The sequence below is a fragment of the Rhizobium leguminosarum bv. viciae genome (assembly GCF_012276115.1).
Taxonomy (GTDB): Bacteria; Pseudomonadota; Alphaproteobacteria; order Rhizobiales; family Rhizobiaceae; genus Rhizobium; species Rhizobium leguminosarum_T.
On record NZ_WIEU01000005.1, the window covers coordinates 202,254 to 228,858 of the forward strand.

25 protein-coding genes are annotated in these 26,605 nt (G+C 62.1%); 19 read left to right on the plus strand and 6 right to left on the minus strand.

Features of this window, described 5'->3' with window-relative positions; genetic code table 11:
• Positions 1-108: 108 nt before the first annotated feature.
• Genes glyA through GFM02_RS12015 form a run of 4 tightly spaced genes read left to right on the plus strand, consistent with a single transcriptional unit; the run spans position 109 to position 3,842 of the window.
• Positions 109-1,407 carry a serine hydroxymethyltransferase gene (gene glyA / locus GFM02_RS12000; RefSeq protein ID WP_020049415.1) on the plus strand — a complete coding sequence of 433 codons (1,299 nt, stop codon included), beginning with the start codon at positions 109-111 and terminating at the stop codon, positions 1,405-1,407.
• Positions 1,408-1,416: 9 nt separating this feature from the next.
• Positions 1,417-1,893, plus strand: a complete 477-nt coding sequence (nrdR, locus tag GFM02_RS12005; protein WP_003547190.1) for a transcriptional regulator NrdR — start codon at positions 1,417-1,419, stop codon at positions 1,891-1,893.
• A 3-nt stretch (positions 1,894-1,896) separates the two neighbouring features.
• Positions 1,897-3,231 (plus strand): bifunctional diaminohydroxyphosphoribosylaminopyrimidine deaminase/5-amino-6-(5-phosphoribosylamino)uracil reductase RibD, encoded by a 1,335-nt coding sequence (ribD, locus tag GFM02_RS12010; RefSeq protein ID WP_168270367.1) that lies wholly within the window; start codon positions 1,897-1,899, stop codon positions 3,229-3,231.
• Positions 3,231-3,842, plus strand: a complete 612-nt coding sequence (locus tag GFM02_RS12015; protein ID WP_077976191.1) for a riboflavin synthase — start codon at positions 3,231-3,233, stop codon at positions 3,840-3,842. The genes ribD and GFM02_RS12015 overlap by 1 nt, the downstream gene beginning before the upstream one ends.
• 30 nt (positions 3,843-3,872) lie before the next feature.
• Here the strand turns inward: GFM02_RS12015 and GFM02_RS12020 are convergent, their stop codons facing one another.
• From GFM02_RS12020 to GFM02_RS12030, 3 genes are all read right to left on the minus strand, one after another.
• On the minus strand, positions 3,873-4,388 hold the full coding sequence (locus GFM02_RS12020) for a GNAT family N-acetyltransferase (RefSeq protein ID WP_168270369.1): 516 nt from the start codon (positions 4,386-4,388) through the stop codon (positions 3,873-3,875).
• Positions 4,389-4,415: 27 nt separating this feature from the next.
• Entirely contained in the window at positions 4,416-4,919 is a 504-nt protein-coding gene (locus GFM02_RS12025; RefSeq protein ID WP_168270371.1) for a cupin domain-containing protein, read from the minus strand.
• Between the two features lie 219 nt (positions 4,920-5,138).
• A complete protein-coding gene (locus GFM02_RS12030; RefSeq protein WP_168321778.1) occupies positions 5,139-5,489 on the minus strand; it encodes a hypothetical protein in 351 nt (116 codons plus the stop codon).
• Between the two features lie 347 nt (positions 5,490-5,836).
• On the opposite strand from GFM02_RS12030, the gene ribH reads away from it, so the two are divergent.
• From ribH to GFM02_RS12045, 3 genes are all read left to right on the plus strand, one after another.
• Complete coding sequence (gene ribH / locus GFM02_RS12035) at positions 5,837-6,292, plus strand: 6,7-dimethyl-8-ribityllumazine synthase (RefSeq protein ID WP_020049421.1); 456 nt, start codon at positions 5,837-5,839, stop codon at positions 6,290-6,292.
• A gap of 3 nt (positions 6,293-6,295) precedes the next feature.
• Complete coding sequence (gene nusB, locus GFM02_RS12040; RefSeq protein ID WP_020049422.1) at positions 6,296-6,778, plus strand: transcription antitermination factor NusB; 483 nt, start codon at positions 6,296-6,298, stop codon at positions 6,776-6,778.
• Positions 6,779-6,976: 198 nt separating this feature from the next.
• The gene (locus GFM02_RS12045; protein ID WP_168321779.1) at positions 6,977-9,115 is read left to right on the plus strand and encodes a sodium-translocating pyrophosphatase; all 2,139 of its coding nucleotides are present in this window, start codon (positions 6,977-6,979) and stop codon (positions 9,113-9,115) included.
• Positions 9,116-9,213: 98 nt separating this feature from the next.
• Here GFM02_RS12045 and GFM02_RS12050 read toward each other — a convergent pair whose 3' ends face one another.
• On the minus strand, positions 9,214-9,747 hold the full coding sequence (locus GFM02_RS12050) for an outer membrane protein assembly factor BamE (RefSeq protein WP_168321780.1): 534 nt from the start codon (positions 9,745-9,747) through the stop codon (positions 9,214-9,216).
• A 137-nt stretch (positions 9,748-9,884) separates the two neighbouring features.
• Here GFM02_RS12050 and GFM02_RS12055 point away from each other — a divergent pair, with 137 nt between their 5' ends.
• The 6 genes from GFM02_RS12055 (at position 9,885) to GFM02_RS12080 (ending at position 14,377) form a co-directional block, all read left to right on the plus strand.
• Positions 9,885-10,541, plus strand: coding sequence for a ubiquinol-cytochrome C chaperone family protein (locus tag GFM02_RS12055; RefSeq protein ID WP_168321781.1), 657 nt, complete (start codon positions 9,885-9,887; stop codon positions 10,539-10,541).
• A gap of 11 nt (positions 10,542-10,552) precedes the next feature.
• Positions 10,553-11,107: a YceD family protein gene (locus tag GFM02_RS12060; protein WP_168321782.1), complete on the plus strand. Its 555-nt coding sequence runs from the start codon at positions 10,553-10,555 to the stop codon at positions 11,105-11,107.
• A 98-nt stretch (positions 11,108-11,205) separates the two neighbouring features.
• Positions 11,206-12,252, plus strand: coding sequence for a phosphate acyltransferase PlsX (gene plsX / locus GFM02_RS12065; protein ID WP_011651316.1), 1,047 nt, complete (start codon positions 11,206-11,208; stop codon positions 12,250-12,252).
• Positions 12,253-12,272: 20 nt separating this feature from the next.
• Entirely contained in the window at positions 12,273-13,244 is a 972-nt protein-coding gene (locus GFM02_RS12070; RefSeq protein ID WP_077976291.1) for a beta-ketoacyl-ACP synthase III, read from the plus strand.
• A 104-nt stretch (positions 13,245-13,348) separates the two neighbouring features.
• Positions 13,349-13,687: an integration host factor subunit alpha gene (locus tag GFM02_RS12075; protein ID WP_003547228.1), complete on the plus strand. Its 339-nt coding sequence runs from the start codon at positions 13,349-13,351 to the stop codon at positions 13,685-13,687.
• A 150-nt stretch (positions 13,688-13,837) separates the two neighbouring features.
• Complete coding sequence (locus GFM02_RS12080) at positions 13,838-14,377, plus strand: MerR family transcriptional regulator (RefSeq protein ID WP_168321783.1); 540 nt, start codon at positions 13,838-13,840, stop codon at positions 14,375-14,377.
• Between the two features lie 9 nt (positions 14,378-14,386).
• Here GFM02_RS12080 and GFM02_RS12085 read toward each other — a convergent pair whose 3' ends face one another.
• Positions 14,387-14,734, minus strand: a complete 348-nt coding sequence (locus GFM02_RS12085; RefSeq protein ID WP_168321784.1) for a response regulator — start codon at positions 14,732-14,734, stop codon at positions 14,387-14,389.
• A 378-nt stretch (positions 14,735-15,112) separates the two neighbouring features.
• Between GFM02_RS12085 and GFM02_RS12090 the strand changes: the two genes are divergently transcribed.
• Positions 15,113-16,759: an ATP-binding protein gene (locus tag GFM02_RS12090; RefSeq protein ID WP_168321785.1), complete on the plus strand. Its 1,647-nt coding sequence runs from the start codon at positions 15,113-15,115 to the stop codon at positions 16,757-16,759.
• Between the two features lie 40 nt (positions 16,760-16,799).
• On the opposite strand, the gene GFM02_RS12095 is transcribed toward GFM02_RS12090, so the two are convergent.
• A complete protein-coding gene (locus GFM02_RS12095; protein WP_020049431.1) occupies positions 16,800-17,114 on the minus strand; it encodes a DUF1236 domain-containing protein in 315 nt (104 codons plus the stop codon).
• Positions 17,115-17,435: 321 nt separating this feature from the next.
• Here GFM02_RS12095 and bcsN point away from each other — a divergent pair, with 321 nt between their 5' ends.
• From bcsN to GFM02_RS12120, 5 genes are all read left to right on the plus strand, one after another.
• Entirely contained in the window at positions 17,436-18,413 is a 978-nt protein-coding gene (bcsN, locus tag GFM02_RS12100) for a cellulose biosynthesis protein BcsN (protein ID WP_168321786.1), read from the plus strand.
• A gap of 170 nt (positions 18,414-18,583) precedes the next feature.
• Positions 18,584-20,776, plus strand: a complete 2,193-nt coding sequence (gene bcsA / locus GFM02_RS12105; protein WP_168321787.1) for a UDP-forming cellulose synthase catalytic subunit — start codon at positions 18,584-18,586, stop codon at positions 20,774-20,776.
• Entirely contained in the window at positions 20,773-23,166 is a 2,394-nt protein-coding gene (locus GFM02_RS12110) for a cellulose biosynthesis cyclic di-GMP-binding regulatory protein BcsB (RefSeq protein WP_168321788.1), read from the plus strand. Before bcsA ends, GFM02_RS12110 begins: the two co-directional genes overlap by 4 nt.
• Positions 23,163-24,206, plus strand: a complete 1,044-nt coding sequence (locus GFM02_RS12115) for a glycosyl hydrolase family 8 (protein ID WP_168303791.1) — start codon at positions 23,163-23,165, stop codon at positions 24,204-24,206. Before GFM02_RS12110 ends, GFM02_RS12115 begins: the two co-directional genes overlap by 4 nt.
• Positions 24,203-26,581 carry a cellulose synthase gene (locus tag GFM02_RS12120; protein WP_168321789.1) on the plus strand — a complete coding sequence of 793 codons (2,379 nt, stop codon included), beginning with the start codon at positions 24,203-24,205 and terminating at the stop codon, positions 26,579-26,581. Before GFM02_RS12115 ends, GFM02_RS12120 begins: the two co-directional genes overlap by 4 nt.
• Positions 26,582-26,605 lie beyond the last annotated feature (24 nt).

Sequence of the window (26,605 nt, forward strand, 5' to 3'; positions counted from 1 at the left end):
GCAAAAGAGCGTGAGCGCGCGCTTTGCTCAGCAAATGTCGTTCTCCGTATTGCCCTCGCCACGGCGGAAGGCTAATACCTCAGCGCATTCCAGTTGAGGAGCCCGCCCATGACCAATGCTTCCACCGAATCCTTCTTCAATCGCTCGCTTGCGGACGTCGATCCGGACATTTTCGGCGCGATCGGAAAGGAACTCGGTCGCCAACGGCACGAGATCGAACTGATCGCTTCTGAGAACATCGTCTCCCGCGCCGTGCTGGAAGCCCAGGGCTCCATCATGACCAACAAATATGCCGAGGGTTATCCCGGCAAGCGTTATTACGGCGGCTGCCAGTTCGTCGATATCGCCGAGGAGCTGGCGATCGAGCGCGCCAAGAAGCTGTTCGGCGTCAATTTCGCCAACGTCCAGCCGAATTCCGGTTCGCAGATGAACCAGGCCGTGTTCCTGGCGCTGCTGCAGCCCGGCGATACCTTCATGGGGCTCGACTTGAACTCGGGCGGCCACCTCACGCATGGTTCGCCGGTCAACATGTCCGGCAAGTGGTTCAACGTCGTCTCCTACGGCGTGCGCGAAGGCGACAACCTGCTCGACATGGATGAAGTCGCCCGCAAGGCCGAGGAAACCAAGCCGAAGCTCATCATCGCCGGCGGCACTGCCTATTCCCGTATCTGGGACTGGAAGCGCTTCCGCGAGATCGCCGACAGCGTCGGCGCCTATCTGATGGTCGACATGGCCCACATCGCCGGCCTTGTCGCCGGTGGCGTTCATCCATCGCCGTTCCCGCATTGCCATGTCGCGACGACGACGACCCACAAGTCGTTGCGCGGCCCGCGCGGCGGCGTCATCCTCACCAATGACGAGGATCTGGCGAAGAAGTTCAATTCGGCTGTCTTCCCCGGTCTGCAGGGCGGCCCGCTGATGCACATCATCGCGGCCAAGGCAGTCGCCTTCGGCGAGGCGCTGCAGCCGGAATTCAAGGATTATGCCGCCCAGGTGGTCAAGAACGCCAAGGCGCTTGCCGAAACGCTTGTTGCCGGCGGTCTCGATGTCGTCTCCGGCGGCACCGACAATCATCTGATGCTGGTCGACCTGCGCAAGAAGAATGCCACCGGCAAGCGCGCCGAGGCAGCTCTTGGCCGCGCCTACGTCACCTGCAACAAGAACGGCATTCCCTTCGATCCGGAAAAGCCCTTCGTTACCTCGGGTGTGCGCCTCGGCGCACCGGCCGGCACGACCCGCGGCTTCAAGGAAGCGGAATTCCGCGAGATCGGCAATCTGATCGTCGAGGTCCTCGACGGCCTGAAGGTCGCCAATTCCGATGAAGGCAACGCCGCGGTCGAAGCCGCTGTGCGCGGCAAGGTGGTCAGCCTCACCGACCGCTTCCCCATGTACGGCTACATGGGATAAGGAGTAGGGATGCGCTGCCCCTATTGCGGTTCGGAAGATACTCAGGTCAAGGATTCGCGCCCGGCGGAGGACAACACGTCCATCCGCCGGCGGCGCATCTGCCCCGATTGCGGCGGCCGCTTCACCACGTTCGAGCGTGTGCAACTGCGCGAGCTGATGGTCATCAAGAAGACCGGCCGCAAGGTGCCCTTCGACCGCGACAAGCTGGTGCGCTCCTTCGAGGTGGCGCTGCGCAAACGCCCGGTCGAGCGGGACCGCATCGAGCGCGCCGTCTCCGGCATCGTTCGGCGGCTTGAAAGCTCCGGCGAGACCGAGATCTCCTCCGAGCAGATCGGCCTGCAGGTGCTGGAAGCCATGAAGAGCCTCGATGATGTCGGCTTCGTGCGCTACGCCTCGGTCTATCGGGATTTCTCGCTTGCCGAGGATTTCGAGAAGGTCATTTCCGAAATCAACGCCAAGATCGCCCGCGACCCGCTGGACAGGTGAGCCATGAGCATCACGCCGCATGACGAACGTTTCATGGCGGCGGCGATCCGCCTGTCGCGCTGGCATCTCGGCCGCACAGCCACCAACCCCTCCGTCGGCTGCCTGATCGTCAGGGATGGTGTCATCGTCGGCCGTGCCGTTACGGCGCTTGGCGGCCGCCCGCATGCCGAGACGCAGGCGCTCGCTGAAGCAGGCGTGCTCGCCCGCGGCGCGACCGCCTATGTGACGCTCGAACCCTGCTCGCATCACGGCAAAACGCCGCCCTGTTCCGAGGCGCTGATCGCCTATGGCGTTGCCCGCGTCGTGATCAGCGTCACCGATCCCGACCGGCGTGTCTCCGGCCGCGGCATCGCTATGCTGCGCGAAGCCGGCATAGAGGTGGATGCCGGCGCGCTGGAGGCCGAGGGCCGGCAGTCGCTTGCCGCCTATCTCACCCGCCAGACGAAGAACCGCCCCTATGTGACTCTCAAGCTTGCCGTTTCCGCCGACGGCATGATCGGCCGCGCAGGGGAAGGGCAGGTAGCGATAACAGGCCCGCAGGCCCGCGCCCAGGTGCAGGCGCTGCGCGCCGAAACCGATGCGATCCTGGTTGGCATCGGTACCGCGATTGCGGATGATCCGCTGCTGACGGTACGGACGCCAAGTCTTGAACCGCAATCGCCGATCCGCATCGTGCTTGATCCCTCGCTGGCATTGCCGCTGACGGGCAAGCTCGTCGAGACGGCGCGGGAGGTGCCGGTCATCGTGGTGGCGAGCGAGGAAGTATGGCCGTTGTCGGCTGATGCGGAGGGGTTACCCCCCTCTGCCCTGCCGGACTACCGGGGTCGAGCCACGGGTCTCGACCCGTCCTTCGGACCCCCCGCAGGTGGGGAGATCGGCAAGAGGCGCGATCCGAATTCCCCAGTTTCCGATGGTGATGGTTTCGGCTTGAGGCAAGACGTAGGGCAAGGGGCTAACCCCGATCCGATCTCCCCCATTGTGGGGGAGATGCCCGGCAGGGCAGAGGGGGGTGCCGCATTGGACTCCCGCCGCGCAGCCCTCGAAGCCGCCGGCGTCGAGGTGCTCTACTGCAATCCCTATCATCCGGAAGTCCTGTTGCCGGCGCTCGCGACACGCGGTATTTCCTCGCTTCTGGTCGAGGGCGGTGCAAAGACCGCGCGGCTTTTCCTCGAAGCTGGCCTCGTCGACCGCATCCAGCTTTATCAGGCGCCCGGTGTCATCGGCGAGCGCGGTATTGAATCCCCGCTGCTGACAACCGACATACCATCGGGTTTTGTCCATACGGGCACGCTGATGTTCGGCGAAGATCGCCTGGACGAATACGAAAGAGGGCTTTGATGTTCACCGGAATAGTCACCGATATCGGTACGATCGAATCCGTTTCGCCGCTGAAGGAGGGTATCAAGCTCCGCGTTGCGACGAGTTACGACCCGGCGACCATCGATATGGGCGCATCCATCTCTCACTCCGGCATCTGCCTCACCGTCACTGGCCTGCCGCAGGAAGGCAGCAATGGTCGCTGGTTCGAGGTCGAGGCCTGGGAAGAGGCGTTGCGGCTGACGACGATCGGCGCCTGGGAGGAGGGCAGCCGCATCAATCTCGAACGGTCGCTGAAGATCGGTGATGAACTCGGCGGCCACATCGTTTCCGGCCATGTCGACGGCAAGGCGGAAATCCTCTCGGTGACAGCAGAAGGCGACGCCACACGCTACCGCCTGCGCGCGCCCGAACATCTGGCGAAATTCGTCGCCCCCAAGGGTTCGATCGCACTCGACGGCACCTCGCTGACGGTCAATGCGGTCGACGGCACGGATTTCGACGTGCTGCTCATCCGCCACACGCTCGAGGTCACCACCTGGGGCGATCGCAAAGCCGGCGATTTCGTCAATTTCGAAGTCGACACTATGGCGCGTTACGCCGCCCGGCTGGCGGAATTCCCGAGCGCATAAGTGAAAACCGTCCTGTTGGACGCGCGGCGCCTACCGCGCAAACTGAATGATCTCGCCGTTATAGTGCGTGCGCGCCGTCTCGCGGAAGCCGAGCTTGGCTGCGACCCGCAGCGAGGCCTGGTTCTCGGGGCTGATGATGCAGCTCATCGGTTTTCCGGGAAAATGCGTTTCCGCCCAGCCGATCAGGACGGTCAGCGCCTCGGTGGCATAACCGCGGCCGTGCGCCGAAGGCATCAGCGCCCAGCCGACCTCCATCGTCCCCTCGATCGAGGGTTCCATCTCGCGGCGGGCTTCGAGGAAGCCCGCTTCACCGATGAACCGGCCGCTCTCCTTTTCGACGATCGCCAGAAAGCCGAAGCCCATGTGGTGCCACATGCCGGCAACGCGCAGCATGCGGCTCCAGCTCTGCTCGCGCGTTGACGGCACGCCGGTGATGAAGCGCACAACATCCTCGTCCGCCCATAGTGCTGCATGCGCGTCGAAATCGTCGAGGCTGTGCGGGCGAAGCGTCAGACGTGCCGTTTCGAGGGTCGGAATGTCGGTCACATCGGGTCCTTGTGAAAAAACACGTCCTCAGGCGCCGGGCTCGCCGTCCCAATAGTCGAGATTGCCTTCCGGCCGTCCGATATGACGGAAGCGCTTAGTTTCTGCACCGTCCCTGTTGGTCTTGGCAAGGAACTTTCCGGAATCTGGATATTCGACGATCTCGGTCTTCGCCATCGTCGAAATGCCGAGATAGACGAGTGTGGCCGTGCCGGTATTGATGATCTGGTGCGCCGTTTCAGGCCCGCCGGCCGGCGCGCCGAGCACGTCGCCCGCCTTGATCGCATGGCGCGCATCGCCGAAGCGGTATTCGCCGGCACCGGCGATCACGTAGAAAAGCTCGTCTTCGACATGGTGATTGTGGAACGGACAGCTCGATTTGCCTGATGGCACCTCGTTGTAGCTGATACCGAGGCCGGCAAGGCCAAGAAGCGCGCCAAACGAGGTGTCGGCGCTTTCGTAGAATTCGCCTTGTTTCCAGTGGTCGAGCTTGAGATCGGCGGTATTGATCACCGCTTTCGGTTCCGTCGCCATGGTGTCCTCCTGTTGCAGGAAGAGAAACCATCATCGCGTCGGAAAATTCAATGCTTTATCTCGGAAATCCCCAGCATGGCCGGTGAGGAGACCGCCGCCCATGCTTGGAGCGCCATGCGTCCAACAGAAAACGCTGAGGACGCTCTATCACTTTCAATCCCACGCATAACCCAAAAACCGATCCGATCTTCGGGCTATGCGCTGGAGCCATCAGCGGACTTAGAAGGTCAGACTTCCATCGGCCGCCTGCTCGGCATTGACGACATTGCGAATATTGACACCCTCATTGTTGAGGCGGTGGGCAAGCGACCTGTTGGCGTCGATCGAGGCCTGGATGCCGCGGATAGCCTGGCCGGAGCGCTGCGGTGCGGAGTGTGGGCCGCTCGTCTCGTCGTCGAAGTTGCGCCAATTGTAAACCTCCTGGACATTGAAATCATTGCCCTGGTAGCTCCTGAGCGTCTGCTCGATGCCTTGAGGGGTGTTCATCCCAAGGCTTGCGGCCTGGCTGACGCCGGCAAACGCGATGGAGGAGAGGGCGGTAGCGAGGGTGATGGTGAGAACGCGGTGCATGATTTGTATCCTTTCATCTGCTTAGACGGTCGGCTGTCGTTGCAGGGGATCGTCTGCGTCACGACATGGAATTGGCGTTCTCCCATTCGCGATTCAATGGGTTAAACCACTGAAAATCCATTAAGAATTGTTCACGAAAACTGCCTTCGAATTGACGCTTTCCAGGCGTCCGGGAAAGCTGATTTCAGAGGCGTGCCCAGCTGTGCATACAGGGCGCGGCTATCCCCTTGCAGATATTTCCTCTTTCCCATTGCGGCATCGGGCGAAATTGCTTGCCATTCGGACGAAGGCATGTTTTGACCGCGGCCTGCCGAGTGGGTAAATGTCCCGCCAACTGAAGGTGAACCATGCCGAGAGAGACCGCTCCCCATATTTTGATCGTTGAGGCCCGCTTCTACGACGACATGGCCGACGCCCTGCTCGAAGGCGCGACCTTCGCCTTGACGGAGGCCGGCGCCACCTTCGAGGTCGTCACCGTTCCCGGCGCACTGGAAATTCCGGCGGCGATTGCCATGTCGCTCGATGGAGACGACAATGGCGGAACGCATTATGACGGCTATGTCGCCCTCGGCATGGTCATTCGCGGCGAGACCTATCACTTCGATATCGTGTCGAACGAATCCTCGCGCGCCTTGATGGATCTTGCGGTCAGCGAGTCCCTTGCCATCGGCAATGGCATCCTGACCGTCGAAAACGACGAACAGGCTTGGGCGCGCGTGCGCCGCTCGGACAAGGACAAGGGCGGATTTGCCGCTCGTGCAGCTCTGACCATGATCGAGCTGAAGCAGAAACTGGGTGCATAACGAATGAACGACGACAAGACGGAACGGCCGGTCAAGACTGCGAACCAGCGGGGCGCTGCCCGCCTTGCTGCCGTTCAGGCCCTGTATCAGATGGATGTCGGCGGCACGGGCGTTCTGGAAATCGTGGCTGAATACGAGGCGTACCGTCTTGGTCAGGAAATCGATGGCGCGACTTATCTGAAAGCCGATGCCGCCTGGTTCCGTTCCATCGTCTCCGGTGTCGTGCGCGATCAGGTCCGCCTCGATCCGCTGATTGCCGCAGCCCTGCAGGATGATTGGGCCTTGTCGCGCCTCGACAGCACCGTGCGCGCCATCCTGCGCGCCGGCGTTTTCGAGATCACCGACCGCAAGGACGTCCCGGTGGCGGTCATCGTCACCGAATATGTCGAGATCGCCCAGGCCTTCTTCGATGACGATGAGCCGAAGCTCGTCAATGCCGTGCTCGACCGCATCGCAAAGCAGGTTCGCGGCGAGGCGAAGAAATAAGTCTTTAGCCGCCAAACAATCCCCCTACGCCTTTCTTCGTACCGCAATGGTTTTCGCCCGTTGCGGTCTTGACGCCACGTGATCGACCACGCAATCTCCGCACCGCTTAGCTGTGGCATTTCTGTGGAGAGGAAGGCGATTCGGCGGCGTATCTGCCGGAGAAGGAGTGAGCTCCGGCCTATGGGAGGAAAGAGCGAAATGACGATTCTTTTATGCGTAATCGCATGCGGTCTGCTCTCGGTGGTTTATGCCGCCTGGGCAACCCGGTCGGTGCTTGCCGCCGATCAGGGCAACAGCCGCATGCAGGAGATCGCGGGCTATATCCGCGAAGGCGCTCAAGCCTATCTGACGCGCCAGTACAGAACCATTGCCATTGTCGGCGTTGTTGTTTTCATTTTAGCCTGGCTGCTTCTTTCCGCCGAGGCCGCGATCGGCTTCCTGATCGGCGCCGTGCTTTCCGGTGTTGCCGGTTTCATCGGCATGCATGTCTCCGTCCGCGCCAATGTGCGCACCGCCCAAGCGGCTTCCGTCAGCCTTTCCGCCGGCCTCGACATCGCCTTCAAGTCGGGTGCGATCACCGGCATGCTGGTGGCTGGCCTGGCGTTGCTCGGCGTCTCCATCTACTATACGGTCTTGACCGTCGGGCTCGGCCATGAGAGCGGCTCGCGCGAAGTCATCGATGCGCTGGTGGCGCTCGGCTTCGGCGCTTCGCTGATCTCGATCTTCGCCCGTCTCGGCGGCGGCATCTTCACCAAGGGCGCCGATGTCGGCGGAGATCTCGTCGGCAAGGTGGAAGCCGGCATTCCCGAAGACGATCCGCGCAACCCGGCAACCATCGCCGATAACGTCGGCGACAATGTCGGCGACTGCGCCGGCATGGCGGCCGACCTTTTCGAGACCTATGCGGTCTCGGTCGTCGCCACCATGGTTCTCGCGGCGATCTTCTTTGCCGGCGCTCCGATCCTCCAATCTGCGATGGTCTATCCGCTGGCAATCTGCGGCGCCTGCATCATCACCTCGATCATCGGCACCTTCTTCGTCAAGCTCGGCTCGAACGGCTCGATCATGGGCGCGCTCTACAAGGGCCTCATCGTCACCGGCCTGCTGTCGATCGTCGGTCTTGGCGCTGCCACCTCGCTCACCATCGGCTGGGGGTCGATCGGCTCCGTCGGAGGCGCCGACATATCAGGCGCGAACCTCTTCTTCTGCGGCATCATCGGCCTCGTCGTCACCGCGCTGATCGTCGTGATCACTGAATATTATACCGGCACGGGCAAGCGCCCGGTCGTCTCGATCGCCCAGGCCTCGGTCACCGGTCACGGCACCAACGTCATCCAGGGCCTGGCGGTTTCACTGGAATCGACGGCACTGCCGGCGATCGTCATCGTTGGCGGCATTCTCGCCACTTACCAGCTCGGCGGCCTGTTCGGCACCGGCATTGCGGTCACGGCCATGCTCGGCATCGCCGGAATGATCGTCGCGCTCGACGCGTTCGGACCGGTGACGGACAATGCCGGCGGTATCGCCGAAATGTCGCATCTGCCGCCGGAGGTGCGCAAATCCACCGATGCGCTCGATGCTGTCGGCAATACGACTAAGGCCGTCACCAAGGGCTACGCCATCGGTTCCGCCGGTCTCGGTGCCTTGGTGCTCTTCGCAGCCTACTCCTACGACCTCAAATATTTTGCGGCGAATGGTGACAAGTTCCCTTATTTTGCCGGCATCGGCGAAATTTCCTTCGATCTTTCCAACCCTTACGTGGTGGCTGGATTGATCTTCGGAGGTCTCATTCCTTACCTCTTCGGCGGCATCGCCATGACCGCCGTCGGCCGTGCGGCCGGCGCGATCGTCGAGGAAGTGCGTCGTCAGTTCAAGGAAAAACCCGGCATCATGCAGGGTACGGAAAAGCCGGATTACGGCAGGGCGGTCGACCTTCTGACCAAGGCCGCCATCCGCGAGATGATCGTGCCGTCGCTGCTGCCGGTGCTGGCGCCGATCGTGGTCTATTTCGGCGTGCTTCTCATCTCCGGCTCCAAGGCCTCCGCCTTTGCTGCCCTCGGCGCATCGCTGCTCGGCGTCATCATCAACGGCCTCTTCGTCGCCATCTCGATGACATCGGGCGGTGGCGCCTGGGACAATGCCAAGAAGAGCTTCGAAGATGGTTTCGTTGACAAGGACGGCGTGCGTCACATGAAGGGCTCGGATGCGCACAAGGCCTCCGTCACCGGCGATACCGTCGGCGATCCCTACAAGGATACCGCCGGCCCCGCCGTCAACCCGGCGATCAAGATCACCAACATCGTCGCGCTGCTGCTGCTGGCCGTTCTCGCCGGATAAACAACGGCGCCGGCTTGGCACACTTCAAGCTGACGCAGCGACCATCAAAAAACCCCGCCGGAGCGATCCGGCGGGGTTTTCGTATAAGGCGTGTCCGATCAGCGCAGGCTGCTTGGGTTCTGCGGCGTGCCGCCGGCGCCACCGCCGAACAGGCTGCGGGCAGCACTCGCAGCGCTGCCGCCGGAAAGCATCTGTTGCAGGAAGGTGAGTTCCTTGCCGCCGGTCGGCGTGACGCGTCCGATCGTGTCGAACACCTTGCCGTCCTGCAGCGCATAGTTGGCGCGGCGGCTGACGACGCCGTCCTTGTCGAAATAGATCGCCAGAACGCTCTGATCGACGACCTTCAGTTTCTGGAAGGCGACCGCACGCGTGCGCCGCTGCGAGATGTAATAGAAGACTTCGCCGTCGAAGGTCGCCGTCGTCGACGGGGTGCCGAGCGAAAGCAGCACCTGCTCGCGGCTGGAACCTTCCGGAACCAAGTTCAGCGACTGCTGGTCGGCGACGTAGCCGCCGTTGAGAACGGTACTGGTCTGGCAACCGGAGAGAGCGGTAGTGGAGGCAATTATGAGGGCAACGGCCGCACTGCTGAAGAATTTCATGTCAGACTTGAAATACCGTTTCTTCAACGACATCTACTCCCTGTGAGTGTCGATAGCAGCCATTTGGGGCCTTGCACGCTTTCCTCCTGCAAAACCATTGTGGCCATTCCGGGTCGAATGTCCCGAATTCGCTTCGCTGACGCATCGAAGGCGTCGTTCCGAAACTGGCCATGATCGGCATTGCAATTCGCGCCTGCTTCGGTAAACCAGCTTTCGAAATCATGCAACAAGGCCAGACGCCAGCCGGCATGAAGAATGAGGCATTTCCGGAAAAAACAATGATCCTCGGGCTCTTCCGCAAGAAAAACAACAATCAGGCGATCGTCGACAGGCAATATGCGGCGTTGGCGGCGGCCGCGCGCATGCCGGAACTCTACGAGCGGCTTAATGTGCCGGATACGGTCATGGGCCGTTTCGAGATGCTGTCGATCGCCATGATTCTGTTTTTTCGCCGCACCCGTGCTTCCGCCACCAGCGGCCAGGAAATCGCCCAGGAGATCGTCGACGCTTTCTTCCAGGATATCGACTATTCGATCCGCGAACTCGGCATCGGCGACAACAGCGTGCCGAAGCGCATGAAGAAGCTCGCCGGCATGTTTTACGGCCGGCTCGAAGCCTATTCGAAGGCGATGGACACAGGCGACGCCGAAGCCCTCGCTCTTGCTCTTCAGCGTAATATCTACCCTGAAACCGCGACGCCTGCCGATATGTCCGGCCTCGCCGGGTGGATGATGGCCGCAGAATCGCATCTGTCCGCCGTAGCCGAAGAGGTGATCGCCACCGGTTCGGCAACGCTCCCGCCAGTTGCCTGCCCACCGGTCATCTGAAGGAGGAAGCGATGCAGAATGATCGGGACGATGTTCCCTTCTCCTATCAAGTCAAGGTCGGCCACATCTCGGCCAACCCCGTCGAGGTCCATGTCGAGGCTGACGCCAGCGAACTGAAGGCGCTTGCCAAGACCTGGAACGTCGTCTCCGTCGACGATCTCAGCGCCGATCTGCAGATTGCCCGCTGGAAGCGCGACGGCGTGCGCATCAAGGGCCGCGTGCAGGCGAAGATCGTCCAGTCCTGCGTCGTGACGCTGGAACCGGTCGAATCCGCCATCGACGAGAGCTTCGAGCAGATCTTCGTGCCGGAGGGCTCCAAGCTTGCCCGCCAGGCCGGCAACGACGCCGGCGAGATGTTGCTCGATCCCGACGGTCCTGATCTGCCCGAAAACTTTGTCGGCGATACGATCGACGCCGGCGAGGTAGTTGCCGAATTCGCCGCTCTGGCGATCGATCCCTATCCGCGCAAGCAGGGTATCGAATTCGCCGGCCATGTCGAGGACAGCGGCGAGGACGATAAAAAGCCCTCCGCTTTCGCAGCCCTCAAGGACTGGAAAAAGGACTGAAGCCCCTCTGGCATTTGACACAATTCAGTTGTAAGCGACGCCAAAACCGGTATTTTGGCCGAAATTTCGCCCTCGGCGAAAAGAAGGATCAGGGACGCGTGATCAGAATATCTCTCGACCTCATGGGTGGCGACTTTGGTCCCCAGGTTGTCATCCCCGGCGCCGCCAAGGCGTTGGATCGGCATCCGGATATTTCCTTCGTTCTCTATGGTCTCAAGGAACAGTGCGATCCGGTTCTCGCCAAGTTTCCGAAGCTGAGGGAAAAATCGATCTTTCACGACTGCGAGCTTGCCGTCGCCATGGATGAGAAGCCGAGCCAGGCGCTGCGCCGTGGCCGCTACATCTCCACCATGTGGCGCTCGATCGCGGCGGTGAAGACGGGTGACGCCGATGTCGCTGTCTCGGCCGGCAATACCGGCGCGCTGATGGCGATGGCGAAGTTCTGTCTGCGGACCATGGCCAATATCGAGCGTCCTGCGATCGCCGCGATCTGGCCGACGCTGAAGGGTGAGAGCATCGTGCTCGATGTCGGCGCGACGATCGGCGCCGATGCGCAGCAGCTGATGGATTTTGCCCTGATGGGCGGCGCTATGGCGCGCGCGCTTTTCGAGGTCGAACGTCCGACGGTCGGCCTTCTGAACGTCGGCGTCGAGGAGATGAAGGGCCAGGAGGAGGTCAAGGAGGCGGGCCGGCTGTTGCGCGAGGCGAACATCGATTCGCTCGAATATTCCGGTTTCGTCGAGGGTAACGACCTTGGCAAGGGCACGGTCGACGTCGTCGTCACCGAAGGATTTTCCGGCAATATCGCGCTGAAGACCGCCGAAGGCACCGCCAAGCAGATCGGCGAATATCTGCGTGCCGCCATGTCGCGCACGCTGCTCGCCCGCATCGGCTACCTCTTTGCCAAAAGCGCCTTCGACATGCTTCGCGAAAAGCTCGATCCGAGCAAGGTCAATGGCGGCGTGTTTCTCGGCCTGAACGGCATCGTCATCAAGAGCCATGGCGGGGCGAATGCCGAAGGCATCGCAGCCGCCATTGAAGTCGGCTACGACATGGCCAAGAACGGCCTCAATCAGAAAATAGAAAACGATCTTAAGAAATATCATGCCAAGCGGCTGCCCCCGATGGGCCCGGAAGCGGCATGAGCGATGGGGTTCAATCAAAGATGATCCGTTCAGTGGTTCGCGGGTTCGGAGCCGCACTTCCGAAGCGCGTAATGACCAATCGTGACATGGAGGCCATCGTCGATACATCAGACGAATGGATCGTCCAGCGCACCGGCATCCGCCAGCGTTATGTCGCCGGCGATGACGAAACGACGGCGTCGTTGGGCGAGGCCGCTGCGCGCGCAGCGCTTGCCAATGGCGGCCTGACGCCTGCCGATATCGATCTTGTCATCTGTGCCACCTCGACGCCGGATAACACGTTTCCGGCGACGTCGGTCAACATCCAGAACCGCCTCGGCATGAACCACGGCTTCGCGTTCGACGTCCAGGCTGTCTGCACCGGTTTCGTCTATGCGGTGACGACCGCGGATGCCTATATCCGCGGCGGGCTTGCCAAGCGCGTTCTCGTCATCGGCGCCGAAACTTTTTCGCGAATTCTCGACTGGAACGACCGCACCACCTGCGTGCTTTTCGGCGACGGCGCCGGCGCGATCGTGCTCGAAGCGACCGAAGGCGAGGGCACCGTTGCCGATCGCGGCGTGCTGACCGCGCATCTGCGTTCCGACGGCTCGCACAAAGAAAAGCTCTATGTCGATGGCGGGCCGTCGACGACGGGCACTGTCGGCAAGCTGCGCATGGAAGGCCGCGAGGTCTTCAAATATGCCGTCGGCATGATCACCGACGTCATTCAGGCGGCTTTCGATTCGACCGGCACCACCGCCGATGACCTCGACTGGCTGGTGCCGCACCAGGCCAATCGCCGCATCATCGACGGTTCGGCGAAGAAGCTGAACATCGATGCAGCGAAGGTCGTCATCACTGTCGACCTGCACGGCAATACATCGGCCGCCTCGATCCCGTTGGCACTTGCGACCGCTGCCGGCGACGGCCGCATCAAGAAGGGCGACCTGGTGATGCTCGAAGCGATGGGTGGCGGCTTTACCTGGGGTGCGGTTCTGCTGCGCTGGTAGGCACGAATCCTAAAAAACTGGCGGCGAACAAGAGCTTGACCGTAAGGCGCAAGACAAATACTCTTCGTGCGATTTCACAAAATATTTGTATGGGCGGGGAAACCATGACCGGAAAAACAGTGACGCGAGCAGACCTAGCGGAATCCGTTTTCCGAAAGGTTGGGCTTTCCCGGACCGAATCTGCCGAACTTGTGGAAACCGTCATCGACGAGATCTGCAACGCCATCGTCCGTGGCGAAACCGTAAAGCTTTCCTCCTTCGCCACCTTCCAGGTGCGCGACAAGAACGAGCGGATCGGCCGCAACCCGAAGACCGGCGAGGAGGTTCCGATTTCCCCCCGCCGGGTCATGACCTTCAAGGCGTCGAACGTGTTGAAGACACGCATCCTCAAATCGCATGTCGCTCGCAAGATCAAGCTGAAGCCGCTGAATCCGGCTCCCTGATAATCGGCTTCCCGTTTCGGAAACGGCTTTTTTCTCCCTCGCGCTCTCCATCCTTGTGTGCAACGTCAAGACATGACTTGAATTGTCGGCGCCAAACCGTTGAAATATGATGAGTCGCCGTAGGATCGAGCCGCGAGGTCGCGTAGCAGCATGACGTTGGACAAGAGCCCCGATGCCTTTCGCACCATCAGCGAAGTCGCAGACGATCTTGATCTGCCGCAGCATGTGCTGCGCTTCTGGGAGACGCGTTTTCCCCAGATAAAGCCGATGAAGCGCGGCGGCGGCCGTCGCTACTATCGGCCGGAGGACGTGGACCTCCTCAAGGGCATCCGGCATTTGCTCTATGATCATGGCTATACGATCAAGGGTGTGCAGAAGCTTCTGAAGACCAACGGCAACAAGTTCGTCATATCGGTCGGTCATGGCGACCTCGCCAGCGTCGAGGCGCTTACGTCGGGCGTGCAGGACACGGGTGCCGGGGAACCGCGCGTCGGCATGGCCGACGAAGACCAGATCGTGGGCCGCGCCAAGCCGCCGATCACCCGCCGGTTCTTCAATTTTGTCGCCGGAGACGACGAGCAGGAAGTCTCGATCGGCAAATCGAGCGTTGGCAAGGAAGACAGGGCGTTGCTGCAGGAGGCGCTCTACGACCTCCTGGAATGCAAGCGTCTGCTCGATCAGGTGCGCTGAATAGGAAAATCAGGCTTCGGTAAGCCGCTTCATCGCCTGTTCGAGTTCGCCGAGCTGGAAGGGTTTTTGCAGCACGGGCAGCGTGCTTGGGCTGCTGCCATCAGGCGGCGTGCCGTATCCCGTCGCATAGAGATAGGGTTTTCCGCGTTCGTCGAGCAACTTTGCGACCGGCAGCGAACTCTGCCCGGCAAGCGAGACATCGAGTATGGCAGCATCGAACTCTGTATCCCTGGCGGCTGTCAGCGCCCGTTCCAGGTCGGGCGCGCTGGCGCAGACCCGGTAGCCCAGATCGGCGAGCATGTCCTCGAGCAGCATCGCAATCAGCGCGTCGTCTTCGACGATGAATATGTCTTTCATGATTCCGTCCACCCATTGCCCCCTTGCTAAAGCATGTCGCGCAAAAGTGTGCGGCGGTTTTGCGGTAACGACATGCGTAAAAACAAAGACCTAAAGCGCGAGGAGCGAATCTGAAAGATCGCGACGCGCTTTAGGCATGGAGGTTTATGTGGACTGCTGGCACGGCTCGTCAAGACGTCATGGCCGGCAGTGCGAGAAACAGCATATTGCCGGCTGAAATTCGATGTGCAAAAGCTGGAATGCCGTCTCCGCAATGGCTCATGCATAATTCATTAAATCGGAATCGAGTTATGGACAAAATTATGCAGAAATTCAATATGTTGCAGCGTCTTCTGCCGCTCTCGAAAAGACGCGCGGCGCTGTAAGAAAGGGTGTCGAATGGATTTGCTGAGTGCCACGGATTGGCTGCGTCACAGGCCGGGTTTTACATATCCGCTGGCCATTGCCTTTGTTGGCCTGACGTTTCTTCTGAGGCTTGCCGCCAGCGACACTCTCTCTGAGTTTCCCTTCCTGAGCTTCCTTCCGGCGATATTGCTCGCGAGTTTCATAGGCGGCGCCGGGCCGGGCTTTGTCGCGACCTTGGTTGCCGGTTTCACTGTCCAGCAGTTTTTCGTCGAGCCGCACAATGTTTTCTGGCCGGCCAGTGCGGCCCAATGGGTCGGCCTTTCCACCTATCTCATCAATGCCGCGATCATCGTCGGCCTGATGGAGATGATCATCATCGCCCATGGCAGGCAGAGCCGCCTCCGCAGCGAGCTCAACAGCTTCAACACGCGCCTCGAACAGACTGTGGTCCAGCGCACTGCCGAGCTCAGGCATGAGATGGAAGAGAATGCTGCCGCTCAGGCGCAGGTCCGCCAGCTGCAGAAGATGGAGACGATCGGCCATCTGACCGGCGGCGTCGCCCATGATTTCAACAATATGCTGGCAATCATCATCGGCAATCTCGATCTCGCCCAGCGGCGCCTGACCGGCAGCGAGGATCCTCGCCTGCTATACTCCATCCAGAACGCCAGAGATGGTGCGCAGAGAGCGGCGGTGCTCACCGCGCGTCTTCTCGCCTTCTCGCGCCAGCAGCCGCTCGCCCCGGAGGTGATCGACCTCAACAAGCTGGTCGGCGGCATGTCGGAGCTGCTGCGGCGCACGCTCGGCGAGCACATCCGGATCGAGACCGTGCTTGCCGGCGGCCTCTGGCCGAGCTTTGCCGATTTGAGCCAGCTCGAGAATGCCATCCTGAACCTTGCCGTCAATGCCCGCGACGCTATGCCGGGCGGTGGAAATCTGACGATCGAGACCGCCAATACCGAACTCGACGAGCGATATTCGCGCATGCATTCGGAGGTCGAAGCAGGTCAATATGTGATGATCAGCATCACCGACACCGGCACCGGCATGTCGCCGGAGGTGATCGAACGCGCCTTCGACCCGTTCTACACGACCAAGGGACCCGGCAAAGGCACAGGTCTCGGCCTCAGCCAGGTCTACGGCTACATCAAGCAGAGCGGCGGCCACATCAAGATCTATTCGGAGATCGACAGGGGCACGACGTTGAAGATCTATCTCCCCCGTCATGTCGGCACGGCGGATACCCGCTTGAACGTCGCCGGCGCCCAGCCGCTTCCTCAGGGCAGCGTCAATGATACGATCCTGGTGGTGGAGGACGATGAGAACGTCCGCACCATGACCGCCGAAAGCCTGCATGAACTCGGTTACACCGTGTTGCAGGCGGCTAGCGGCATGGAGGCGCTTGTGCTTCTGGAGCAGAATGCGGCAGTCGATCTGATCTTCACCGATATCGTCATGCCGCAGATGAGCGGACGCCAGCTTGCCGATATCGTCCAGGAAAAATGGCCGACGATCCGGATCCTCTACACGACGGGTTACACCCGCAATGCCATCGTCCACAATGGCGTGCTTGATCACGGCGTTTCCCTGCTTGCCAAGCCCTTCAGCCTGGAGCAGCTCGCTCATAAGATCCGTGAGCTTCTGAATGTCGCGGTGAGGGTGGGAGACGAGCGGACGTGAAGCCGGAATACGGCCGCACGCCCGCAATTCTGTGTCAGCGTTATTCCAAGACCTGGATGATGCGATGCGTCTTCGGTTCGACGATCACGCGCCGCTCGTTGACGACCGTATAGCCATAGCCGTCGATATTTGGCACCGTATGCACTTCGACGGTATCGGGCAGCGTCGCGCCGACCGCGATATCGCCGTCATAGACGACGGATGGCGTGTTCTGCTCCATCACATAGGTGCGCACTTCGCCGGGCAATACGACGGAGCCGGTCGGTGCGGGATCGGTGACGATGACGCTGCTCTGCGCGAAGGCGGCGGAGCTGATGGTCAGCATGGCGGCCGCAGCCAGCATGGTCTTGCGCATGGGATTTCTCCTTTCTACCTGAGACATCAAGGCAACGCTGGCCATGCGGCATAGTTCCCCGCGGGCTTTCGCGATCGCGGTAACAGACGCAAAGAGAGAAATTAAGTTGTTACTAAATTAATTTTTACATCAGACGGTTGAGCCGTCTGAACAGCGTTCGAAAAGAGTCCAGATGGTGATGTTAGAGCTCGCTTGTTTACTTTTCGCTAACCATGTTGGACGTTTATTCTGAACGGACGACCAACCGGTCGTTGATTCGACGATCCGTCGCGTTTCGGCTTGCGAATGGATCTCTGGAAGACGATTGCGGCGGCTCGAGACATGCGCTTGCGAAAGACGATATTGCTGGTGGCCGTGGCGGGCATGATGGCCGGCTGCACATCGACAGGCGGTGTGCGCCAGCCTTCCGCGCCGGAAACCGTGGCGCCTGAAAAGGCGCTGGTCCTACCGCCGCCGGGCGGCCCGTCGATCGTCAGCGTCGTCGAGCGCAAGCGCGGCAACGGCGTCGAGCAGACGATCTCGCTGTTTACCTCATCCTCCGTGCCCGGTCAGAATTCCCTGAAGGTCCAGTTCTTCGGTGCTTCGGGCGCCAATCCCGGCGCCGGCAATGCCGGCTTCAGCAAGATCAATGAGAGCGGCATTGCCCGCGAGGTGGCCCGTTCGGTCCCGGGCGTGCCGATGGCGACGTCGGCGACCTTTCTGCAGAACGCCTATGGCCCCTTCGGTTATGCCTCCGGCCGCAGCCGTGCCGGCGACACCTGCGTCTATGCTTGGCAGCAGATCCGATCGAGCACTGCTGCCAATACCCAGGCGCGTAATTTCGGCATGATCCAGCTGCGCCTGCGCCTTTGCGATGCGAGAGCGAGCGAACGCCAGCTGCTTGGCATCGTCTATGGCTACACCGTCACCGGCACCTTCGACGGCGAGGTCTGGAACCCTTACGGCAATCCGCCGCCCGCCGACGCAGCGCTCGGGCGCACCGGCGCACCGATCTATCCCGACGAAGGCGGTTATCGCCCCAGCCCGATGCCGATCGGCTACGAGCCGGCGCCTGCCATTGTCACCCGGCCGCGCGCCGTCGTTCGCAGCGCCTCGACCGCGCAATCGGATCAAGGTGTGGCAGCGGTGCCGGCACCCATCGGCCCGCGCGTGCCGCTGCCGGGCGAGCCGCCGCAGACAAGTGCAAGGCCGGCTGCGGCAGTTGCGCCAATCGAACAATCGGTAAGGGCGATCGGCGTCACCGTGCCTTCGCCGGACTGCATAGGCGACGCGGCCATGACGGCCGCCTGCCGGAGATAGAGCATGATGCCGAAAAGTGTGAGCGGTTTTCGGACGACATCATGCTCTAACTCTTTAATTTAGAACAGGATTCAGATTTTAGGCCGACCCGGCCTAAAATCATCCTGTTCTAGCGAGCATGTCGCGGGCGCCGGATGATGCCCCGGTTGAGCAATTTCGAAGGAACGCCGATGCGCAAAGCCCGCAGTGTCTTTATATGGGCCGTTGTTTCGCTCTGTATGATCGTGCTGATCACGCTGCCGGTCAACCTGCAGACCCAGCTCATCACCGCCATCACGGTCGTGACCGTGATGGCGGTCATCAAGATTCTGAAGGGCGAGGGGACCTGGCGCCTGGTGGCGCTCGCCTTCGGCACGTCGATCGTGCTGCGCTATGTTTACTGGCGCACCACCAATACGCTGCCGCCTCTGAACCAGCCCGAGAATTTCATTCCCGGCCTGCTGCTCTATCTGGCCGAAATGTATAGCGTTGCGATGCTGGCGCTCAGCCTCTTCATCGTCGCGACGCCGCTGCCATCGCGCCCCTCGCGTGCCGCCAGGAATGAGCGTTTCCCTCATGTCGACGTCTTCGTGCCATCCTACAATGAGGATGCCGGCTTGCTTGGAAACACTCTGGCCGCCGCCAAGGCCATGGATTATCCGGCCGAGAAGCTGCATGTCTGGCTGCTCGACGACGGCGCCACCTTGCAGAAGCGTAACTCCGGCAAGCTGCTCGAAGCCCAGGCGGCCGCGGCCCGGCATATCGAGCTGAAGCAGCTCTGCGACGATCTCGATGTCCACTACCTCACGCGCGACCGCAACGAGCACGCCAAGGCCGGCAATCTCAACAACGGCATGAAACATTCGACCGGCGAACTCATCGCCGTCTTCGATGCCGACCACGCGCCGGCCCGCGATTTCCTCCTCGAGACCGTCGGTTACTTCGAAGACGATCCGAAGCTCTTCCTCGTCCAGACTCCGCACTTCTTCATCAATCCCGACCCGCTGGAGCGCAACCTGCGCACCTTCGACAAGATGCCGAGCGAGAACGAGATGTTCTACGGCATCATCCAGCGTGGCCTCGACAAATGGAATGCCGCCTTCTTCTGCGGTTCGGCCGCCGTTTTGAGCCGCAGGGCGCTCGAATCCCAGAATGGCTTCAGCGGCATCAGCATCACCGAGGATTGCGAGACGGCGCTGGCGCTCCATGGTAGCGGCTGGAACAGCATCTATGTCGACAAGCCGCTGATCGCAGGCCTGCAGCCCGCCACCTTCGCAAGCTTCATCGGCCAGCGCAGCCGCTGGGCTCAGGGCATGATGCAGATCCTGCGTTTCCGCTTTCCGCTTCTGAAGCGCGGCCTGACTATCCCGCAGCGTTTCTGCTATATGTCCTCCACGCTGTTCTGGCTCTTCCCGTTCCCGCGCACGATCTTCCTGTTTGCGCCACTCTTCTACCTGTTCTTCGACCTGGAAATCTTCACAGCCTCGGGCGGCGAGTTCCTCGCCTACACGTTTGCCTATATGCTCGTGAATCTGATGATGCAGAATTACCTCTACGGGTCGTTCCGCTGGCCCTGGATTTCAGAGCTCTACGAGTATGTTCAGACGGTGCATCTGCTGCCGGCAGTCGTCTCCGTCATGCTCAATCCGCGAAAGCCTACTTTCAAGGTCACCGCCAAGGACGAATCGATCGCCGTCAGCCGACTGTCGGAAATCAGCCGTCCGTTCTTCGTCATCTTTGCGGTGCAGATCGTCGCGCTCGTCATCACCATCTACAAAATCTATGCTGAGCCCTATAAGGCCGACGTCACGCTCGTCGTCGGCGGATGGAATGTCATCAACCTGATCATGGCCGGCTGCGCGCTCGGTGTCGTGTCGGAGCGCGGCGAGCGTGCTTCGTCCCGTCGCGTCCGCGTCAACCGGCGCTGCGAATTCGGCGTTAACGGCAAGTGGTACGCGGCCTCGATCGAGGACGTCTCGGTTCACGGTGCAAGGCTTCACATCTTCAACAAGCAGCTCGACGAGATGCTGGTTGGCGCACTCGGAGAGATCCGCTTCCGGCCCTATAGCGGCGCGGAACTGGAAACTCTGCCGCTCATCGTCCGCAATATCGAGCCGTCGGGTGACATCTCCAATGTCGGCTGCCAGTACGTTCCGAAAAGCGCGCTCGACCATCGCCTGATCGCCGACCTAATATTTGCCAATTCCGATCAGTGGACAGAGTTCCAGGCCTCGCGCCGCCGCAATCCGGGCCTGATCCGCGGCACCATCTGGTTCCTCGGCATGTCATTCTACCAGACGAGCCGCGGCCTTGTTTACTTCTTCCGCAGCATGCGGCCGGAGCGAGAAGCCCAGCAGCAGGCGGCAAAGGTCAACGCCGGATGAGAAGGATCGCCGCCGCCTCGCTTCTCCTGCTGAATGCCTCCGCCTTCGCCCAGGCGCAGACGGCACCCTTCGACATGTCCGGCGAGCGGCCGCCTGGTGCTTCCGTTACCCCGAGATTGACATCGCCTACGCCGCCCGCAACCCCGACCGCTCCTGTTCCTCCGGCGGCCGTCGCCCCGCCGCAGCCGGCGGCGCCTGCGCCCCAGCCAGCCGCCACGGCAAATACCGCCGCGCCCCGCCCCGGCGATGTACGTCGCTATGTCGTGCCCTTTTCGAAACTTGGTCTCGGCGGCGAATACGATCGCCGGTCATGGTCGGTCTATCTGACGCCGGAGCAGGCGGCGGCCAAGGCAAGCTTCACCTTCGCCTACCAGAATGCGATCTTCGTCGCGCCCGAGGCCTCGGCGCTGACCGTCTATCTCAACAATCGCCCGATCGGCCAGCAGCGTGTCGGCTCGCCGGATGGCCCGTCGGCCGTCACCTTCGAGGTTCCGTCCGGTTTGCTGCAGCCTGGCGCCAATCTTGTCACCTTTGAAGCCAACCAGCGCCACCGCACCGATTGCAGCATCCAGTCCACTTATGAGCTGTGGTCGAATATCGATCCGGCCGGAACCTTTCTGAGTTTTACCGGCAGGGATGCCGCCCAGCTATCAAGCGCCGACGCAATCCGCGCCATCGGCGTCGACGGTGCCGGCAAGACGGAGTTCGACATTGTCGTCCCGGCACTGGAGCAGCCGGGAACCACCAAGCCGCTGTTGCGACTGGCGCAGGGCCTGTCGGTGCTGAGCAGTATGCCGAACCAGATCTTTGCCTTCAGCACCACCTTGCTTCCGGCCGTCAGGACCGGCAAGCTCAGCGTGCTCGTCGGCACCGCGGCAGAACTGCGGCCGATCTTTCCGGGCCTGCCGCCCGGTGCCGAAAGCGCGGCATTCGCCGCTTTCGCCACCGATCCGCGCAGCGGCTCGCCGGTGCTTCTGATCAGCGGCCCCTCCTGGCAGGCGGTCTCCTCGGCGATCGATACCATCGTCGCGCCGACAGACCGGTCCTCGGACGTACGCCGCGACGTGCTGACCACCGAACGCTGGAGCGCGCCGAACGCGCCGCTGGTTTTTTCCGATACGAGTATCGCCCTGTCGCAGCTCGGCGTGAAGACCACCGAATTCTCCGGCCGGCGGCTGCGGACCAGCTTTAATATCGCCGTACCGGCCGATTTTTATGCCAATGCCTATGGCGAAGCGAAGGTGCTGCTCGACGCCGCCTATACCGATAAGGTAATGCCCGGCAGCCACATCGATATCTACGTCAATGACAACATTGCCTCCACCGTGCCGATCACCACGACATCAGGCGGCATTCTCCGTCATCTGCCGATCCGCGTGACGATGCGGCACTTCAAGCCCGGCCTCAATTCGGTGGCGATCGAGGCGATCCTGATGACCAAGGACGATGCGGCTTGCGCGCCGGGCGCGACAGCCGGTGCCACCCCGCGCTTTGCCCTGTTCGATACCTCCGAGCTGCAGATTCCGGATTTCGCCCGCGTCGGTCAGCGTCCGAACCTGGCCGCAATGGCCGGCACCGCCTATCCCTATGGCCGGGCCACGGAACCGACGCCGCTTTTCATCGACCGCGTCGATGCCGACACGCTTTCGGCAGCCGCGACGCTGCTCGGCCAGATGGCGATCACTGCCGGCCATCCGATCGCCGTCGAAATCGTTGCCTCGCCGAATACGATTGGCGATCGTGACGCAATCTTCATCGGCTCCATCTCGCAGATGCCGGCAACCGCGCTGTCGCAGACCAATATCGCCACGGCGAGCCAGGCCTCGTGGCGTCCCGTGGCCGATACGCAGGCGGGCGTCGTCGATACCGGTACGGCCTTCGAGGAGTGGAATTCCAAGGTCAGCGGCGGTGTCTTGCGCAACCGGATCACTGCCTCCCGTGAGTGGCTGTCGCGCAATTTCGATATCTCCCGCAGCTCGCTGCAATTCATCCCCGGCGCCGAGCAGATTTTCACGCCGGCCAACGCCGACACGCTGCTGGTTGCACAGGGCTCCAGCCCGGCGGGAGCCGGCGCCTGGACCGTGGTGGCGGCGCCGTCGGCGAAGGATTTGCGCGAAGGGCTCGAGGTTCTGGCCACGCAGCTGAACTGGTCGCAGATATCGGGCCACATTACCACCTATTCGAGCAAGACAGGCAAGATCGAGACCGTGCCCGTCACCCGTTTCGATTTTGTGCCGTCCACACCCTGGTCGATCGCCAATTACCGCCTGATCGCCGCCAACTGGCTGTCGACCAATATCCTCTCCTATGCCTTTCTGCTGGTCGTCTTCGTGCTGCTGATCGGCGTCACCACCTCCAGCATGCTCAAAAAGCTCGGCCGGTCGAAATGAGGCGGTGGCGCGCACTCTTACTGGCGGCAACGGTCGCGCTCGCCCCGGGCCCGCCCGCCGGGGCGCAGCAGGCGATGATCAATGCCGGCGCATGGGCCGCCTACAAGGCGAAATTTCTCGATGCGACCGGCCGCATCATCGACAACGGCAACGGCAATATCAGCCACAGCGAAGGGCAGGGTTATGGCATGCTGCTCGCCTATCTCGCAGCCAGCCCCGCCGATTTCGAACAGATCTGGTATTTTACCCGCACCGAACTGCTGCTACGCGACGATGGCCTTGCCGTCTGGAAATGGGATCCGAACGGCAAGCCGCACGTCACCGACACCAACAACGCCTCGGATGGCGACATGTTGATCGCCTATGCGCTGGCGCTTGCCGGCACGGCGTGGAAACGCAACGACTATATCCTCGCCGCCTCCCGCATGGCGCAGGCGTTGCTTGCCGAAACCGTTGTGCACGCGGCCGGTCACACACTCCTGTTGCCGGGGAGTGAGGGTTTTGCCGCTAGCGACCGTGAGGACGGTCCTGTCGTCAACCCGTCCTACTGGATCTACGAGGCTATCCCTGTCATGGCGGCGCTCGCGCCTTCGGATGCCTGGCAAAAACTGTCGGACGATGGCCTAGCGCTGTTGAAGAGGATGCAGTTCGGCCCGCGCAAGCTTCCCGCCGAATGGGTGAGCCTCAGCGGCCAGCCGCAGCCGGCACAGGGTTTCGACGCCGAGTTTGCCTATAATGCCATCCGCATCCCGCTCTATCTCGCTCGTGGCGGTGTCACCGACAAGGCGCTGCTGACCCGCCTGCAACAAGGGATGTCGCAAGACGGCGTTCCCGCGACCATCGATCTGACCACCGGCCGGCCGAAGGCCGTGTTGTCGGATCCTGGTTATCGTATTGTTAACGATGTTGTGGCGTGTGTAGTCGATGGGACCAAGCTGCCGGTCTCGGCCCTGCAATTTGCGCCCGCACTCTATTATCCGTCCACGCTTCAGCTGCTGGGGCTGGCCTATATTGGGGAGAAGCATCCGGAGTGTCTGTGAAGTCTTCTCTCGTGGCGGTTTCAGCGGCAGTTGTGGTGGCGACCCTCGTCACCGGCCTGAAAGATCGTGCCGCTTTGCAGGAAAAGTTCGGCCTTGGGGCCGCCGGCAAGCCGTCGCCGGAGCTGATGATGATGGGCCGCATCAAGCCGACGGATGGTCCTGCCGGCGATCCCGAATTCAACGCCCAACTCGTCGCCGACAAGATAGAGGCGATCACTTCCCCGTCGCCGCCAGCACCGGACAGGTCCGAGCCGGATGCCGCTGCATCGCAGCCTGCGGCACCGCAACCTGCAACACCTCAGGCGGCTGCTCCGCCGGCTCAGACGGTCGCCCAGCCGGCACCAGTCACACCCCCCATCGTTTCCGCGCCGCCGGCTCCGCAACAGGCGGCCGCGCCGCCGCAGCCTGCCGTCGATGAAAGTGCTCTTCGTTATTTCGCCAGCCGCGGCGATAAGGTGCGCCTGCAGGTCGAAATCTCCCGCCTTCAGGCGCTCTACCCGAACTGGGTTCCGCCGGCCGATCCGCTCGCCGTGCCGCAGAATGGCGACAAGCAGCTCGAGGCCATGTGGCAGCTCTATTCGGATGGCCGCTATGCGGAGCTGCGCAAGGCCGTCGCCGACCGCCGGGCAGCCGATGCCGGGTGGCAGCCGCCGGCCGATCTGCTCGACCGGATTGACGTCGCCGAGGCCCGTGCCCGCCTCGTCAATGCTTCGGACCTCAAGCAATATGCGACTGTGGTCGACATCGCTGCCGCAACACCGAGCCTGCTCACCTGCAGTGAGGTTGATGTTCTCTGGCGCGTGGCCGAAGCCTTCATCCAGACGGAGAGGGCGCAGCGCGGCCAGGACGCCTACACCTATATCCTGAAGAACTGCACCAATCCGGCCGAGCGGCAGGCGACGGTCGAGAAGGCCTCGACGCTGCTTGCCTACCAGCCGATGCAGGCGCTGCTCGCGCTGGAGAGGCCTGCCGCCGACGGCAACAAGGAATTCGACGCGATTCGCGACAACCTCGCCCGACGCTTCATGGCCGAGGGCGATGACGATCCGAATCTGGCCATCGCGCCCGATTATATCGCCCGCCTCGAAAAACTCACCGAGACGGAGGGGCTTGCCTCCGATGCGCTGCTGCTCGGCTGGTACCAGCTTCGCCGCAACAATGATGCCGATGCCGAGAAATGGTTCCGTGCCGCCCGAGCCAAGCAAGATTCGGCGACCGCTTCGCAGGGGCTGGCGCTGGCGCTGATCGCCCGCAAGGCGGCTGAGGAAGCCGAAGAGGTGATGTTCCGCTGGCGCGCCGATTCCGATGACGCGACATCAACCTATCTCGCCGCTACCGCCAACCTCATGGCGTTGCAGCCGCCGGCCGATCTAGCCGAAGACGTGCTGCACCGCATCGCCACCGAGGTCATCGCCCGGAAATATGTGCCGACGGCGCAGCAGTTCGGCTGGTATGCCCGCTCCCTCAACCAGTTCCAGACCGCCGCACGCTGGTTCGAGACGGCGCTTGCCTGGAAACCCGATGACGAACCGTCCGCCTATGGCCTTGTCATCACCCGCGAGCAATTGAGCGACCGCAATGGCGTGCTCGACCTCCAGCGCGCCTGGGCCGGCCGGTCGAGCCGGATCACCAATCTCGAAGACACGTCCTCCCTGATGCCGAATGCCGTCACGCCGCCGCCGGCGAAGGGGGGGCTTGCCGCACAGCAACCGGCTCAACCGACGCAGCGTCCCCCGGCCGAGCCGCTTCCGGCAGAGCGCCGCGTGACGCTGCAGCCGGGTGCGGAAGTGGTCGTTCGTGCGGCGAGACCGGCGATGGACACGGTGACCGTCCCGCGCGGCCCGCGCCAGACGCGCGGCTGCTCGACGACAATCGATGCGGGGCAGCTTAAGCCAGCCGACGCACTGTCGCGCGGCTGGTGCCTGATGGATATCAACCGGCCGATGGAGGCAATCTCCGCTTTCGAGGCGGCATTGCAGAGCCCCGTCCGCAAGATCCGCGAAGACGCAGCCTACGGCCAGAGCCTTGCCTATTTGCGCGCCGGCCTTTCCACCAATGCCGCCGTCGCAGCCACCAAGGCGCCGCAGAACCGCCAGCGCGCCGCCGAGCTTCAGGTGGCGATCCTCGCCGACCGTGCGCTTGCAGCCTTCGACGCGGGACGTTATCGCGAAACCCTCATCTATCTAGATCAGCGCGCCCAACTGCAGCAGGAACGCATCGACCTGATGGTTCTGCGCGGTTACAGCTACCTCAATCTCAAAATGTACGGCGATGCGACCCGTATCTTCGAAGCCGCTGCCGCAACTGGCAGCCGCGACGCCGCCCGCGGCCTTGCCGACGTCCGTAACGTTACCCACCCAGACACCAACAACTGACGTTGACGCCGCTTCCGCTCTCCG

Bases quoted from the DNA above. Each gene is read 5' to 3' on its own strand.
- bcsN (WP_168321786.1), top strand. From the start codon at position 17,436: ATGCGCTTGCGAAAGACGATATTGCTGGTGGCCGTGGCGGGCATGATG.
- ribH (WP_020049421.1), top strand. From the start codon at position 5,837: ATGCCGAGAGAGACCGCTCCCCATATTTTGATCGTTGAGGCCCGCTTC.
- glyA (WP_020049415.1), top strand. From the start codon at position 109: ATGACCAATGCTTCCACCGAATCCTTCTTCAATCGCTCGCTTGCGGAC.
- GFM02_RS12070 (WP_077976291.1), top strand. From the start codon at position 12,273: ATGATCCGTTCAGTGGTTCGCGGGTTCGGAGCCGCACTTCCGAAGCGC.
- GFM02_RS12045 (WP_168321779.1), top strand. From the start codon at position 6,977: ATGACGATTCTTTTATGCGTAATCGCATGCGGTCTGCTCTCGGTGGTT.
- bcsA (WP_168321787.1), top strand. From the start codon at position 18,584: ATGCGCAAAGCCCGCAGTGTCTTTATATGGGCCGTTGTTTCGCTCTGT.
- GFM02_RS12115 (WP_168303791.1), top strand. From the start codon at position 23,163: ATGAGGCGGTGGCGCGCACTCTTACTGGCGGCAACGGTCGCGCTCGCC.
- GFM02_RS12110 (WP_168321788.1), top strand. From the start codon at position 20,773: ATGAGAAGGATCGCCGCCGCCTCGCTTCTCCTGCTGAATGCCTCCGCC.
- GFM02_RS12085 (WP_168321784.1), bottom strand. From the start codon at position 14,734: ATGAAAGACATATTCATCGTCGAAGACGACGCGCTGATTGCGATGCTG.
- ribD (WP_168270367.1), top strand. From the start codon at position 1,897: ATGAGCATCACGCCGCATGACGAACGTTTCATGGCGGCGGCGATCCGC.
- GFM02_RS12060 (WP_168321782.1), top strand. From the start codon at position 10,553: ATGCAGAATGATCGGGACGATGTTCCCTTCTCCTATCAAGTCAAGGTC.
- GFM02_RS12015 (WP_077976191.1), top strand. From the start codon at position 3,231: ATGTTCACCGGAATAGTCACCGATATCGGTACGATCGAATCCGTTTCG.
- nusB (WP_020049422.1), top strand. From the start codon at position 6,296: ATGAACGACGACAAGACGGAACGGCCGGTCAAGACTGCGAACCAGCGG.
- GFM02_RS12025 (WP_168270371.1), bottom strand. From the start codon at position 4,919: ATGGCGACGGAACCGAAAGCGGTGATCAATACCGCCGATCTCAAGCTC.
- GFM02_RS12050 (WP_168321780.1), bottom strand. From the start codon at position 9,747: ATGTCGTTGAAGAAACGGTATTTCAAGTCTGACATGAAATTCTTCAGC.
- GFM02_RS12075 (WP_003547228.1), top strand. From the start codon at position 13,349: ATGACCGGAAAAACAGTGACGCGAGCAGACCTAGCGGAATCCGTTTTC.
- nrdR (WP_003547190.1), top strand. From the start codon at position 1,417: ATGCGCTGCCCCTATTGCGGTTCGGAAGATACTCAGGTCAAGGATTCG.
- GFM02_RS12090 (WP_168321785.1), top strand. From the start codon at position 15,113: ATGGATTTGCTGAGTGCCACGGATTGGCTGCGTCACAGGCCGGGTTTT.
- GFM02_RS12055 (WP_168321781.1), top strand. From the start codon at position 9,885: ATGATCGGCATTGCAATTCGCGCCTGCTTCGGTAAACCAGCTTTCGAA.
- GFM02_RS12030 (WP_168321778.1), bottom strand. From the start codon at position 5,489: ATGCACCGCGTTCTCACCATCACCCTCGCTACCGCCCTCTCCTCCATC.
- GFM02_RS12095 (WP_020049431.1), bottom strand. From the start codon at position 17,114: ATGCGCAAGACCATGCTGGCTGCGGCCGCCATGCTGACCATCAGCTCC.
- GFM02_RS12080 (WP_168321783.1), top strand. From the start codon at position 13,838: ATGACGTTGGACAAGAGCCCCGATGCCTTTCGCACCATCAGCGAAGTC.